Source organism: Stenotrophomonas sp. GD03930 (genome assembly GCF_029839665.1).
In the GTDB taxonomy this organism is placed as follows: domain Bacteria; phylum Pseudomonadota; class Gammaproteobacteria; order Xanthomonadales; family Xanthomonadaceae; genus Stenotrophomonas; species Stenotrophomonas forensis.
The window spans coordinates 396,839-410,381 of sequence record NZ_JAOCAV010000001.1 but is presented as its reverse complement, the minus strand read 5'-3'; the positions used below and the strand labels follow the sequence as shown (position 1 = coordinate 410,381).

Sequence of the window (13,543 nt, the reverse complement as noted above, 5' to 3'; positions counted from 1 at the left end):
GAAGGAACCTGGGCGATGATAACCAAACCATTCGTTGGCGTACTGTGGGTTCTGTGTGCGGCCGCAGCATCGGCATCCGCCGCCGAGACGACGTGCGTCACCGTCGAGCAGGGCTGGGCGCGGCTGCCGCCGAATCCGGCGATGCCGATGACCGCCGGCTACGGCGTGATCCACAACCGCTGCGGCAAGGCGGTGGTGATTACCGGTGCGGCCAGCAGCAGCTTTGGTGATGTGTCGCTGCACGAGACCACGATCACTGACGGGGTCAGCCGGATGCGCGCGATCGAGCGCCTGCCGCTGGCATCGGGCGCCCGTGCCGAGCTCAAGCCCGGTGGCCTGCACCTGATGCTGATGCAGGGCAAGGGCGCATTGAAGGACGGGCAGGCGCTGCCACTGCGGCTGCAGCTGGAAGGCGGTGGCGAAGTAAATGCCACGTTGACCGTGCGCAAGGCCGCGAAATGACGATCAGGTAGTGCCGGCCGCTGGCCGGTAACACAGGAAATGCCGGCCAGCGGCCGGCACTACCACGGTGGCTTATGACCAGTCGTACGAGAACAGCACCGTGCGGCTTACCGGTTCGTACAGCATGACGATGGCATCGGCGCCAGTGGCGCACCAGTTGTAGCCGGCCACTTCGGCGACTGCGAAGAATTTATTGCCATCACGCGTGATGGTCACGTCTTCCATGTCTGCCGTGCGATCACGATCGTGCATTGGAGGCAGGATCGTGATCTCGAATGCTGCCGGTATCTCTGCAGTTTCTGTCCAGTTTCCGTACGAAATCGCGCCGCCAAGGGTATCCAGCCAAGCCTGTTCGCGTGGCGCGCCATCGCCATAGCGCGAATAGCTGGCCAGCTTTCCGTGTTGCTGGAAGTACGCCTGGGCCTTGGCATGGCTTTCGCGCATCTCGGCGATATGCGCACTCGCGTACTCGCCTTCCACTTCGTCTCCCTGGAAGTAGCCCTCGTTGCCGAGGAAGCGCATCTCGTTGCCGGCGGTCAGTTCGAAGGCGATCCAGTTGCTGCCGGTGAATTCGTTGTGGTGCTCTCCGGTGTCGTCACCGATACAGCCGTCATACGGCTCGATCGGGCACAGCATCGTCGCCACCTGGCCCGCCAGTTCCGGGCGCAGCACGCCCAGGTCGATCTTCAACAGCGGCAACAGGTGCTGGCCGAGCCAGGCCTGGTCGGCGGGGAAGACATCGGTGGGGAAGGGGACCATGCCGGGCAGCAGGTCGCGCAGTTCGGTGTGGTGGATCATGTCAGTCCTTTGAACAGTGTCGGTAGTGCCGGCCGCTGGCCGGCATCCGCGATACATCTGGAGGTTGCCGGCCAGCGGCCGGCACTACCAGAAGCGAATCAGGTCGACGCGCTGCGGATCGCCTCCGGCAGCGGCGCGCTCTTGCCGGTCTGGGTATCCATCCAGACCACCACCACGTTGCCGTCCGAATACAGCTTCGACTCATCCTGCTGGTCAACGATGCGGTGGCCGATGGTCACGCTGCTGTTGCCCAGGCGCTCGACGAACAGTTCGACCAGGATGTCGTTGGGCCACACGATCGGCAGCCGGTAGTTGACGTTGGTCGCGGCCACCACCGGTGCGATGCGGTCGGTCATCGACACGCCGTCCACGCCCAGCATCCAGCGCACGCGCGCTTCTTCCAGGTAGGAGATGTACTTGGCGTTGTTGACGTGGCCCATGCTGTCCATGTCACGCCAGCGCACGCTGATCGGGATGCGGGCCAGGATCTTGTGTTCGCTGCTCATCAGGCGTCCTTCTTCTTCTTGTTGGCGGCAGCGGTCTTGCTGGCCTTGCCGGTGCTTGATGCCGCCACCGCCTTCTTCGCCACCTTGGCGGGCTTTTCAGGCTTCACCTTGCGCGGCGGGCGGGCGTCGGGCTTGTTGGCCACGGCGGCCGGGCGTTCCGGTCGCGCGCTGGTGGACGGCAGCATCCGGGCCAGGAACTGGCCGGTGTACGACTGCGGGCAGGCCGCCACGTCTTCCGGCGTGCCGGTCACCAGGATGGTGCCACCGCGATGGCCACCTTCCGGACCCAGGTCGACGATCCAGTCGGCGGTCTTGATCACGTCCAGGTTGTGTTCGATCACCACCACCGTGTTGCCTTCGTCGCGCAGCTTGTGCAGCACGCCCAGCAGCGCTTCGATGTCGTGGAAGTGCAGGCCGGTGGTCGGCTCGTCCAGGATGTACAGGGTGCGCCCGGTATCGCGGCGCGACAGTTCCTTGGACAGCTTCACGCGCTGCGCTTCACCACCGGACAGCGTGGTCGCGCTCTGGCCCAGCTTGATGTAGCTCAGGCCGACGTCGACCAGCGTTTCCAGCTTGCGTGCGATCGACGGCACCGGTTCGAACAGCTTCAGTGCATCCTCAACGGTCATTTCCTGCACGTCGTTGATGTTGAAGCCCTTGTACAGGATCTCCAGCGTCTCGCGGTTGTAGCGCTTGCCGTGGCAGACGTCGCAGGGCACGTACACGTCCGGCAGGAAGTGCATCTCGACCTTGATCAGGCCATCGCCCTGGCACGCTTCGCAGCGGCCACCGCGCACGTTGAAGCTGAAACGGCCCGGCGAGTAGCCGCGCGCACGCGCTTCGGGCACCTGCGCGAACAGTTCGCGCAGCGGAGTGAACAGGCCGGTGTAGGTGGCCGGGTTCGAACGCGGGGTGCGGCCGATCGGCGACTGGTCGATGTCCACCACCTTGTCGAACAGGTCCAGGCCATCGATCTCCTTGTACGGGGCGATCGGGTGCGAGGAACCGTTGATCTCGTTGGCGGCCAGCGAGAACAGGGTGTCGTTGATCAGGGTCGACTTGCCGGAGCCGGACACACCGGTCACGCAGGTCAGCAGGCCCGACGGAATCGCCAGGTCCACGCCCTTGAGGTTGTTGCCGCTGGCCCCGCGCAGGTGCAGGGTCATCTTCGGGTTCGGCTTGTGTCGGCGCGCCGGAATCTCGATCGCACGCTTGCCCGACAGGTACTGGCCGGTCAGCGAGCGCGGTGCCTCCAGGATGTCCTGCAGGGTGCCCTGGCCGACGATCTCGCCGCCGTGCACGCCCGCGCCCGGGCCGATGTCCAGCACGTAGTCGGCCAGGCGGATCGCGTCCTCGTCATGCTCGACCACAATCACCGTGTTGCCCAGGTCGCGCAGGCGGGTGAGGGTGCCCAGCAGGCGTTCATTGTCGCGCTGGTGCAGGCCGATCGACGGCTCGTCGAGCACGTACATCACGCCGACCAGGCCGGCGCCGATCTGGCTGGCCAGGCGGATGCGCTGCGCTTCGCCACCGGACAGGGTGTCGGCCTTGCGCTCCAGGGTCAGGTAATCCAGGCCCACATCGACCAGGAAGCCCAGGCGTTCGCCGATTTCCTTGACGATCTTGGAGGCGATCTCGCCGCGCCAGCCCGGCAGGCTCAGTTCGCTGAAGAACTTCAGTGCTTCGTCGATCGGCAGCACCACCAGGTCCGGCAGCGGGCGGTCGGCCACGAACACGTTGCGTGCCGCCCTGTTGAGGCGCGCGCCATGGCATTCCGGGCACGGCTGTTCGCTGATGTACTTGGACAGCTCTTCGCGCACCGCCGGCGATTCGGTTTCCTTGTAGCGGCGCTCGAGGTTGGGAATGATGCCCTCGAAGCGGTGCTTGCGCTGGGTGCGGCCGCCGGCTTCGGTGAAGTAGGTGAAGGTGATCGCTTCATCGCCGCTGCCGTACAGCACGGCCTGCTGCACGTTTTCCGGTAGCGAGTTCCACGCCGCATCGACGTCGAACTTGTAGTGCTTGGCCAGCGAGGCGATCAGCTGGAAATAATAGGCATTGCGGCGATCCCAGCCGCGCACCGCACCGGCGGCCAGCGACAGCTCGGGGTGCACCACCACGCGCGACGGATCGAAGAATTCGGCGATGCCCAGGCCATCGCAGCCGGGGCAGGCGCCCATCGGTGCGTTGAACGAGAACAGGCGCGGCTCCAGCTCCGGCAGCGAGTAGTCGCACACCGGGCAGGAGTACTTGGAGGAGAACAGCGTCGGCGCGGTTTCGGTGTTGTCCAGGCTCTGCACCGAGGCCATGCCGTCGCCCAGCTTCAGCGCGGTCTCAAAGCTCTCGGCCAGGCGCTGCTTGATGTCCTCGCGCGGGCGGAAGCGGTCGATCACCGCCTCGATGGTGTGCTTCTGGCGCAGTGCCAGCGGCGGCACCGCGTCGATTTCATGCAGCTCGCCGTCCACGCGCACGCGCACGAAGCCCTGCGCGCGCAGCTGGTCGAACACCTGCGCGTGCTCGCCCTTGCGGTCGCGGATGACCGGCGCCAGCAGCATGTAGCGCTGTTCCGGGTCCAGGGTCAGCACCTGGTCGACCATCTGGCTGACCGTCTGTGCTTCCAGCGGGTAGCCGTGGTCCGGGCAGCGCGGGGTGCCGACGCGGGCATACAGCAGGCGCAGGTAGTCGTAGATCTCGGTGATCGTGCCGACCGTCGAACGCGGGTTGTGCGAGGTCGACTTCTGCTCGATCGAGATGGCCGGGGACAGGCCTTCGATGTGGTCCAGGTCCGGCTTTTCCATCACGCTCAGGAACTGGCGCGCATAGGCCGACAGCGACTCGACGTAGCGGCGCTGGCCTTCTGCGTAGATGGTGTCGAACGCCAGCGAGGACTTGCCCGAGCCGGACAGGCCGGTGATCACGATCAGCTTGTCGCGGGGCAGGTCGAGGTCGAGGTTCTTCAGGTTGTGCGTCCGCGCGCCGCGGATGCGGATGAAATCCATCGCCATGGGGGATCCGGTTGTGGGGGCGTTGGCTGGGTGCCGGGCCAGCAGGGAACGGCAATCGGTCAGCCTACCGAGGTGACCAGATGGGGGCAATGGGCGACAATGCCAGCCCGGTGTCTCACCTTGTGAGACAAGGCTTTATGGAGGGGTCAGATCCCTTTTCACGCCGTGAAAAGGGATCTGGCCCCGTTCCGACCGGGTTTCCCGGGCCGTTCAGGGCTTGACTTGACCCTGTCGCATGGATCTGCGTACAATCCCGCTCCTGTCCGCCCTCGACGGCGGCAGTCCATAGACCACAATAACTACAGAGGAAGTCTGGTCATGTACGCAGTACTGGTCACCGGCGGTAAGCAATACCGCGTGGCGCAGGGCGAAAAGCTCCGCGTCGAAAAGCTCGAAGTCGAAGTCGGCAGCGAGATCAAGTTTGACAACATCCTGATGCTGGGCGACAGCGATGGCGTGAAGCTGGGCGATGCGCTGAAGGGCGCTGCCGTCACCGCCAAGGTCCTGTCCCAGGGTCGTGCTGACAAGGTCCGGATCATCAAGTTCCGTCGCCGCAAGCACCACATGAAGCGTCAGGGTCACCGTCAGTACTACACCGAAATCGAGATCACCGGCATCGCCGGCTAAGCATCAGGAGAAGCAGTCATGGCACATAAAAAGGGCGTAGGCTCCTCGCGCAACGGTCGCGACTCCAACCCGAAGTACCTGGGCGTCAAGATCTTCGGCGGCCAGGCCATCGAAGCCGGCAACATCATCGTGCGTCAGCGCGGCACCCAGTTCCACCCGGGTTCCGGCGTGGGCCTGGGCCGTGACCACACCCTGTTCGCCCTCGTGGACGGCAAGGTGGAGTTCTCGGTCAAGGGCGCCAAGAAGCGTCGCACCGTCAGCATCGTCTCGGCCGACGCCTGATCCAGGCATCGACGGCACCCGTGCCTCGGCATGGCTGTGCTGGATGAAGAGCACGCTGCATGGAGAGCCCCGCTTCGGCGGGGCTTTTCGTTAGAGTTACCGGGTAAAAGGAAGACCGGCCGCGCCGGGCTGCGGGCCACGCGCGCCCGCATTACATTCAAGGCGACGGCGCAGATGCCGCGCCCATCGCAGGCATCGAAACAATGAAACTGGTAGACGAAGCAGAAATCGAAGTGTTCGCCGGCAACGGCGGCAACGGCTGCATTGGCTTCCGTCGCGAGAAGTTCATTCCGCTCGGCGGCCCGGACGGCGGCGACGGCGGTGCGGGCGGCAGCGTGTACATCCGCGCCGACGAAAACCTGAACACCCTGGTCGACTTCCGCCATGACCGCATCTTCAAGGCGCAGCGCGGCGAGAACGGCATGGGCCGCCAGGCCTATGGCAAGGGCGGTGAAGACCTGACCATCACCGTGCCGGTCGGCACCGTGGTCATCAACGTCGCCACCGATGAAGTCATCGGCGACCTGACCCAGCACAACGACCGCCTGCTGGTGGCCAAGGGCGGCCGCGGCGGCCTGGGCAACATGCATTTCAAGAGCTCGACCAACCGCTCGCCGCGCCAGGCGCTGCCGGGTGAGCCGGGCGAAGAGCGCACGCTGAAGCTGGAGCTGAAGCTGCTGGCCGACGTCGGCCTGCTGGGCTTCCCCAACGCTGGCAAGAGCACCCTGATCCGCGCCGTCTCGGCGGCAACGCCGAAGGTGGCCGATTACCCGTTCACTACGCTGTACCCGAACCTGGGTGTGGTGAAGGTGGAGAACTACCGCAGCTTCGTGATCGCCGACATTCCGGGCCTGATCGAAGGCGCGGCGGACGGCGCCGGCCTCGGTGCGCAGTTCCTGCGTCACCTGCAGCGCACCCGCCTGCTGCTGCACCTGGTGGACATCTCGCCGATGGAAGGTGGCGTGGAAGGCATCTCGCCGGTGGAGCAGGTGCGTGCGATCGAGCGCGAGCTGGAGAAGCACGATCCGGAGCTGCTGAGCAAGCCGCGCTGGCTGGTGCTGAACAAGGCCGACCTGATGTTCGAGGACGAGGCCAAGGCAGCGGCCGAGCAGATCGTCGCCGAACTGGGCTGGAAGGAGCCGTGGTTCCTGGTGTCGGCGCTGGGTCGCGAGGGTACCTTCCCGATCATGAGCCGGATCATGGCGTTCTTCGATCGCCAGAAGGAAGACGAGCTGGAAGCCCGCAACGCGCAGTAATGCTGTTGTGGTTCGATGCGAAAAGCCCGGCTTCGGCCGGGTTTTTTGTTTTCCGGTAGTGCCGGCCGCTGGCCGGCATTCCTCGCAATTGCCGGCCAGCGGCCGGCACTACCGGTCGTGCGGACCCCGTGGATCGCCCGGATCGCAGGCAACAAAAAACCCGGCCGAGGCCGGGCTTTTGTCTGCTGCCCAACCCCGAAGGGCAGGGCGGCAACGCCGGATCAGGCGGCCTTGAGGGCCTTGATGCGGTCGTTCAGGCGGCTCTTGTGGCGAGCAGCCTTGTTCTTGTGGATCAGGCCACGCGCGCTGAAGCGATCCAGGATCGGCTGGGCAACGGCGAAGGCGGCTTCGGCGCCGGCGGCATCGTTGGCGTCCAGCGCCTTGATCACTTTCTTGACAGCGGTGCGCAGCATCGAGCGCTGAGCCACGTTGCGCGCGTTGCGCACGACGGTCTGCTTGGCGCGCTTCTTGGCGGACTTGATATTGGCCACGGTGGTGGTTTCCTGAAAAAATCGGTGTTATGGGAACAGCAAGCTAGCTAGTATGATGGCGTAAGAAATGCACGTCAAGTCGATTGTCAAGAGGGACGCTGAGTGAGTTCACCCAAGTTGTTGCGGGGCCTGCTGTCGTTCAGCAGCATGACCATGGTCTCGCGCGTCCTTGGACTTGTCCGGGACTTCGTGGTGACCACCACGTTCGGCACCAACGCCATCACTGATGCTTTCTGGGTCGCCTTCAGGGTACCCAATTTCCTGCGCCGGTTGTTCGCCGAGGGGTCTTTCGCCACCGCTTTCGTGCCGGTGTTCACGGAAGTGAAGGAAACCCGCAGCCACGCCGAGCTGCGCGAACTGATGGCCCGCACCGCCGGCACCCTGGGTGGGGTGCTGATGCTGGTCACCGCGCTGGCGCTGATCTTCGCGCCGCAGCTGGCCTCGGTCTTCTCAAGCGGCGTTGATACAGACCCGGTCAAGCAGGGCCTGCTGGTCGACCTGTTCCGCCTGACCTTCCCGTTCCTGCTGTTCGTCTCGCTCACCGCACTGGCCGGCGGCGCGCTGAACAGCTTCCAGCGCTTTGCGATGCCGGCGCTGACCCCGGTCATCCTCAACCTGTGCATGATCGCCGGCGCGCTGTGGCTGGCACCGCGGCTGGGCGGTACCCCGGAGAAGCAGATCCTGGCGCTGGGCTGGGCGGTACTGGCCGCCGGCATCCTGCAGCTGCTGTTCCAGCTGCCGTCACTGAAGGGCATCAACCTGCTGACCCTGCCGCGCTGGGGCTGGAGCCATCCGGGCGTGCGCAAGGTGATGACGCTGATGGTGCCGACCCTGTTCGGTTCCTCGGTGGCGCAGATCAACCTGCTGCTGGACACGGTCATCGCGGCCAAGCTGACCGACGGCTCGCAGTCCTGGCTGTCGCTGGCCGATCGCTTCCTGGAGCTGCCGCTGGGCGTGTTCGGTGTGGCGCTGGGTACGGTGATCCTGCCGGCGCTGGCCCGCCACCACGTCAGCACCGACCGCGAGGGCTTCTCGCGCTCGCTGGACTGGGGCCTGCGCATGACCCTGCTGATCTCGGTGCCGGCCATGCTCGGCCTGCTGCTGCTGGCCGAGCCGCTGATCGCGACCATCTTCCAGCACGGCCAGTTCAGTGCCTTCGATACCCGCATGACCGCGTTGTCGGTGTACGGCCTGAGCTTCGGCCTGCCGGCGTTCGCCCTGCTGAAGGTGGTGCTGCCGGCGTTCTACGCGCGGCAGGACACCAAGACCCCGGTGCGCGCCGGTATCGCCGCGCTGGTGGCCAACATGGTGTTCAACTTCGCCCTGCTGGCCGTGCTGTACCAGGTGATGGTGCCGGACGAACTGAAGGCGCAGGGCGTGATGGCGGCCATCGGCAAGCAGCCGGGCCTGCACCTGGCGCTGGGCATTGCCAGCGCGCTGTCCAGTTACCTGAACCTGGGCCTGCTCTGGTACTGGCTGGGCAAGACCGATGTCTACCAGCGCCGCCCGGGCTGGGGCGGCTATCTGCTGCGCCTGCTGCTGGCCTGCCTGGCCATGGTCGGCGTGCTGCTGGCGCTGCTGTACTGGCTGCCGGGCTTCTCGGCGATGAGCGTGTGGGAGCGGATCGGTGCCCTGGCGGTGCTGGTCGGTGGCGGTGGTGCGACCTATGCGCTGGCGATGCTGGCGATGGGCTTCCGCCCGCGCGACCTGCGCGGGCATTGATCGCGGCCCGTGGCGGCTATACTTCAGGGTTACACCATTGAAGCGGCGGCCCCGGTCGGGCCGGAACGAGAGTTGATGAGCAGGCTGTTCAGAAGCGTCGAGGGCGGGGAGCTGTTCCCCAACGGAAGCGTGGTCTGTATCGGTGCATTCGACGGCCTCCACCTGGGGCATCGTGCGCTGGTCCGCCACGCGGTCGCCCGCGCGCGCGCCTTGGGCGTGGCCGCGGTGGCCGTGGCGTTCGAGCCGCTGCCGCGTGAATTCTTCGCCCAGGGCACGCCGCCGCCGCGGCTGACCCTGGCGCGCAGCAAGGTCGAGATCCTGCGCGAGCTCGGCGTCGATGCGATCGGCCTGCTGCGTTTCGACGCGGCGATGGCCGCCATGCCGGCCGAGGACTTCGTGCGGCGGCTGCTGGTGCATCGGCTGGGCGCCCGCGAAGTGTGGATCGGCCCGGAGTTCTGCTTCGGCAACCGCCGTCGTGGCGACCTGGCCCTGCTGCAGAAGATGGGCGCCGAACTGGGCTTCAGCGCCGGCGAGATCGAAGCGGTGGACCTGCATGGCGAGCGCATTTCCAGCACCCGCATCCGCCAGCTGCTGCAGGACGGCGACTTCGCCCGCGCCGGCGACCTGCTCGGCCGTCCGTACGCGATCAGCGGGCGGGTGGTGCGCGGGCGCCAGCTCGGCCGCACGCTGGGCTTCCCGACCGCCAACCTGCGCTTCCCGAAGACCCCGGCGCTGTCGGGCATCTACGCGACCTGGGTGCACGGCGTGTTCGACCAGCCGTGGCCCTCGGTGTCCAGCTTCGGCACGCGGCCGACGGTGGACGGCGTGGAGCCGCTGCTGGAAGCGCATCTGTTCGATTTCCAGGGCGACCTGTATGGCCGCCACATCGACGTGGAGTTCGTCGCCAAGCTGCGCGACGAAGAGAAATTCAATGATCTGGCGGCACTGACCGACCAGATGCACCGCGACGCCGAACAGGCGCGCGCCATCCTTTCCGAACATAGATTGCGAGCCACTGCGTGAGCCAGGACTACAAGACCACCCTGAACCTGCCAGCCACCGAATTCCCGATGCGCGGCGACCTGCCCAAGCGCGAGCCGGGCATTCTGGCGCAGTGGGAAGCGCAGGGGCTCTACCAGCAGCTGCGCGACAACGCCGCCGGCCGCCCGCTGTTCGTGCTGCACGACGGCCCGCCGTACGCCAACGGCCGCATCCACCTCGGCCATGCGGTCAACAAGATCCTGAAGGACATCATCGTCAAGTCGCGCTACCTGGCCGGCTTCGATGCACCCTACGTGCCGGGCTGGGACTGCCACGGCCTGCCGATCGAGATCGCGGTCGAGAAGAAGTGGGGCAAGGTCGGCACCAAGCTCGACGCGGTTGAATTCCGGCAGAAGTGCCGAGAGTTCGCCGAAGAACAGATCAACATCCAGCGCGTGGACTTCAAGCGCCTGGGCGTGACCGGTGACTGGGACAACCCGTACAAGACCCTGAGCTTCGACTTCGAGGCCAACGAGATCCGTGCGCTGGCCAAGGTCGTGGCCAACGGCCACCTGGTGCGTGGCGCCAAGCCGGTGTACTGGTGCTTCGACTGTGGTTCGGCGCTGGCCGAAGCCGAGATCGAGTACCAGGAAAAGGAATCGCCGGCGATCGACGTGGCCTACGCCGCGCGCGATGCGCAGGCCATCGGCCAGGCGTTCGGCGTGAGCGTGCCGGCTGACGTCGAAGTGGCCGTGCCGATCTGGACCACCACGCCGTGGACGCTGCCGGCCTCGCTGGCCGTTTCGCTGGGCGCGGAGATCAACTACGTGCTGGCCGAAGGCCCGGCCCACAACGGCAAGCGCCGCTGGCTGGTGCTGGCCGCCGCGCTGGCCGAGCGCGCGCTGCAGCGCTACGGCGTGGATGAAGTGGTGCTGCACGGTGAAACCACCGGTGCGGCGCTGGAAAACCAGCTGCTGGCGCATCCGTTCTACCCGGAGCGCGAAATCCTGGTGCTCAACGGCGACCATGTCTCCGACGAGGACGGTACCGGTGCGGTGCACACTGCGCCCGGCCACGGCCAGGAAGACTTCGTGGTCAGCCAGAAGTACGGCCTGCTCGACAAGTACAACGCCGGTCAAGTCACCCCGATCGACGGCCGTGGCGTGTACCTGGAATCGACCCCGCCGGCCGGTGACGTGGTGCTGGCCGGCCAGCACCTGTGGAAGGCGCAGGAGGCCATCGTCGGCGTGCTGCGCGACAACGGTTCGCTGCTGGCCTTCCACCCGATCCGCCACAGCTACCCGCACTGCTGGCGCCACAAGACGCCGGTGGTGTTCCGCGCCACCCCGCAGTGGTTCATCTCGATGGACAAGGCCAACCTGCGCACCGATGCGCTGGCCGCCATCGACTCCGTCGGCTGGTTCCCGGCCTGGGGCAAGGCGCGCATCCAGAGCATGGTCGACGGTCGCCCGGACTGGACCATCTCGCGCCAGCGCACCTGGGGCGTGCCGATCGCCCTGTTCACCCACCGCCAGACCGGCGAGATCCATCCGCGTTCGGTCGAGCTGATGCAGCAGGTGGCCGACCGAGTCGAGGCCGAGGGCATCGACGTGTGGTACTCGCTGGATGCCGCCGAACTGCTGGGCGCCGAAGCGGCCGACTACGAGAAGGTCACCGACATCCTCGACGTCTGGTTCGATTCGGGCGTGACCCATGAAGGCGTGCTCGCCGCGCGCGGCTTCGGCAAGCCGGCCGACCTGTACCTGGAGGGTTCCGACCAGCACCGCGGCTGGTTCCAGTCCTCGCTGCTGACCGGCGTGGCGATCGACAAGCGCGCCCCGTACAAGCAGTGCCTCACCCACGGTTTCACCGTGGACGAGCACGGCCGCAAGATGTCCAAGTCGCTGGGCAACGGCATCGAGCCGCAGGACATCATGAACAAGCTGGGCGCGGACATCCTGCGCCTGTGGATCGCCTCGGCCGACTACAGCAACGAGATGTCGCTGTCGCAGGAGATCCTCAAGCGCAACGCCGATGCCTACCGCCGCCTGCGCAACACCGCGCGCTTCCTGCTCGGCAACCTGGATGGCTTCGATCCGGCCCAGCACCTGCGTCCTCTCGACCAGATGGTCGCGCTGGACCGCTGGATCGTGCATCGCGCGTGGGAGCTGCAGGAGAAGATCAAGGCGGCCTACGACGGCTACAACATGGCCGAGATCGTGCAGCTGCTGCTGAACTTCTGCAGCGTGGACCTGGGCTCGCTGTACCTGGACGTGACCAAGGACCGCCTGTACACGATGCCGACCGACTCGCACGGTCGCCGTTCGGCGCAGAGCGCGATGTACCACATCGCCGAAGCATTCACCCGCTGGGTGGCGCCGATCCTGACCTTCACCGCCGACGAGCTGTGGGGCTACCTGCCGGGCGAGCGTGCCGGGCACGTGCTGTTCACCACCTGGTACGACGGCCTGGCGCCGCTGCCGGCCGATGCCCAGCTCAACGCCGCCGACTTCGACCAGCTGCTGGCCGTGCGCGAGCAGGTGGCCAAGGTGCTGGAGCCGATGCGTGCCAACGGCGCGATCGGCGCCGCGCTGGAAGCGGAGATCACCATCGCCGCCAGCGAAGAGCAGGCCGCGAAGTGGCAGCCGCTGGCCGATGAACTGCGCTTCCTGTTCATCAGCGGCGACGTGCAGGTGCGCCCGGCAACCACCGACGAAGTGTTCGTCAGCGCCCAGCCGACCACCAAGGCCAAGTGCGTGCGCTGCTGGCACCACCGCGCCGATGTCGGCAGCAACGCCGACCATCCCGAACTATGCGGCCGCTGCGTGAGCAACATCACCGGCACCGGCGAACTGCGGAGCTGGTTCTGATGAGCACTGCGCGCCCGCAACCCAACGCCCTGGTCTGGCTGCTGCTGTCGGCGGCCATCATCGGCCTGGACCAGTGGTCCAAGGCCTGGGTGCTGTCGAGCCTGCCGGAGTTCCAGCCGGTGGTGGTCATCGATGGCTTCTGGAACTGGTATCGCACCTACAACACCGGCGCGGCGTTCAGTTTCCTGAGCGACGCCGGTGGCTGGCAGAAGTACTTCTTCACCGCGCTGGCGATCGCCATCAGCGGCCTGATGGCCTGGTGGCTGCGCGGCACCGCCCGCGGCAACTGGAAGGCCGCGGTGCCGTATGCGCTGATCATCGGCGGTGCCATCGGCAACGTGATCGACCGCCAGGTGCACGGCCACGTGGTCGATTTCATCCAGTGGTACGTGGGCAGCTACACCTGGCCCTCGTTCAACATCGCCGATTCGGCCATCGTGGTGGGGGCCATCGGCATCGCCCTGTTTGGCCTGTTCGACGGCAAGTCCGCCAAAAAGGCGGATAATGCCAATCCGAAACCGTAAGCCGGCCGCTGCCGGGAGATTG

At 66.3% G+C, this 13,543-nt stretch carries 12 protein-coding genes; 8 read left to right on the top strand and 4 right to left on the bottom strand.

The annotated features are described in order from the left end of the window. The first annotated feature begins 15 nt into the window (after positions 1-15). Positions 16-462, top strand: a complete 447-nt coding sequence (locus N5C18_RS01925; protein WP_279943691.1) for a copper chaperone PCu(A)C — start codon at positions 16-18, stop codon at positions 460-462. Positions 463-534: 72 nt separating this feature from the next. On the opposite strand, the gene N5C18_RS01920 is transcribed toward N5C18_RS01925, so the two are convergent. The 3 genes from N5C18_RS01920 to uvrA all read right to left on the bottom strand — a co-directional run bounded on the left by N5C18_RS01920 (position 535) and on the right by uvrA (position 4,768). Continuing rightward, complete coding sequence (locus N5C18_RS01920; RefSeq protein ID WP_279943690.1) at positions 535-1,260, bottom strand: enolase; 726 nt, start codon at positions 1,258-1,260, stop codon at positions 535-537. Between the two features lie 98 nt (positions 1,261-1,358). Then, positions 1,359-1,766, bottom strand: a complete 408-nt coding sequence (locus N5C18_RS01915) for a thioesterase family protein (RefSeq protein ID WP_006424673.1) — start codon at positions 1,764-1,766, stop codon at positions 1,359-1,361. Beyond that, positions 1,766-4,768 carry an excinuclease ABC subunit UvrA gene (gene uvrA / locus N5C18_RS01910; protein WP_279943688.1) on the bottom strand — a complete coding sequence of 1,001 codons (3,003 nt, stop codon included), beginning with the start codon at positions 4,766-4,768 and terminating at the stop codon, positions 1,766-1,768. The genes N5C18_RS01915 and uvrA overlap by 1 nt, the downstream gene beginning before the upstream one ends. A gap of 318 nt (positions 4,769-5,086) precedes the next feature. On the opposite strand from uvrA, the gene rplU reads away from it, so the two are divergent. The 3 genes from rplU (at position 5,087) to cgtA (ending at position 6,933) form a co-directional block, all read left to right on the top strand. Continuing rightward, positions 5,087-5,395, top strand: coding sequence for a 50S ribosomal protein L21 (gene rplU / locus N5C18_RS01905; protein ID WP_006424709.1), 309 nt, complete (start codon positions 5,087-5,089; stop codon positions 5,393-5,395). A gap of 18 nt (positions 5,396-5,413) precedes the next feature. Next, positions 5,414-5,677: a 50S ribosomal protein L27 gene (gene rpmA, locus N5C18_RS01900; protein WP_005415704.1), complete on the top strand. Its 264-nt coding sequence runs from the start codon at positions 5,414-5,416 to the stop codon at positions 5,675-5,677. Between the two features lie 203 nt (positions 5,678-5,880). Further along, positions 5,881-6,933, top strand: coding sequence for an Obg family GTPase CgtA (gene cgtA, locus N5C18_RS01895; protein ID WP_279943687.1), 1,053 nt, complete (start codon positions 5,881-5,883; stop codon positions 6,931-6,933). Positions 6,934-7,154: 221 nt separating this feature from the next. Here cgtA and rpsT read toward each other — a convergent pair whose 3' ends face one another. After that, the gene (gene rpsT / locus N5C18_RS01890; protein WP_005408560.1) at positions 7,155-7,424 is read right to left on the bottom strand and encodes a 30S ribosomal protein S20; all 270 of its coding nucleotides are present in this window, start codon (positions 7,422-7,424) and stop codon (positions 7,155-7,157) included. A gap of 117 nt (positions 7,425-7,541) precedes the next feature. Here rpsT and murJ point away from each other — a divergent pair, with 117 nt between their 5' ends. The 4 genes from murJ to lspA all read left to right on the top strand — a co-directional run bounded on the left by murJ (position 7,542) and on the right by lspA (position 13,521). Beyond that, positions 7,542-9,146 (top strand): murein biosynthesis integral membrane protein MurJ, encoded by a 1,605-nt coding sequence (gene murJ / locus N5C18_RS01885; protein ID WP_204275119.1) that lies wholly within the window; start codon positions 7,542-7,544, stop codon positions 9,144-9,146. A gap of 75 nt (positions 9,147-9,221) precedes the next feature. Then, a complete protein-coding gene (locus tag N5C18_RS01880) occupies positions 9,222-10,169 on the top strand; it encodes a bifunctional riboflavin kinase/FAD synthetase (protein WP_053449120.1) in 948 nt (315 codons plus the stop codon). After that, positions 10,166-12,997: an isoleucine--tRNA ligase gene (ileS, locus tag N5C18_RS01875; RefSeq protein ID WP_279943686.1), complete on the top strand. Its 2,832-nt coding sequence runs from the start codon at positions 10,166-10,168 to the stop codon at positions 12,995-12,997. The genes N5C18_RS01880 and ileS overlap by 4 nt, the downstream gene beginning before the upstream one ends. Continuing rightward, on the top strand, positions 12,997-13,521 hold the full coding sequence (gene lspA / locus N5C18_RS01870) for a signal peptidase II (RefSeq protein WP_279943685.1): 525 nt from the start codon (positions 12,997-12,999) through the stop codon (positions 13,519-13,521). The genes ileS and lspA overlap by 1 nt, the downstream gene beginning before the upstream one ends. Positions 13,522-13,543: the final 22 nt, after the last annotated feature.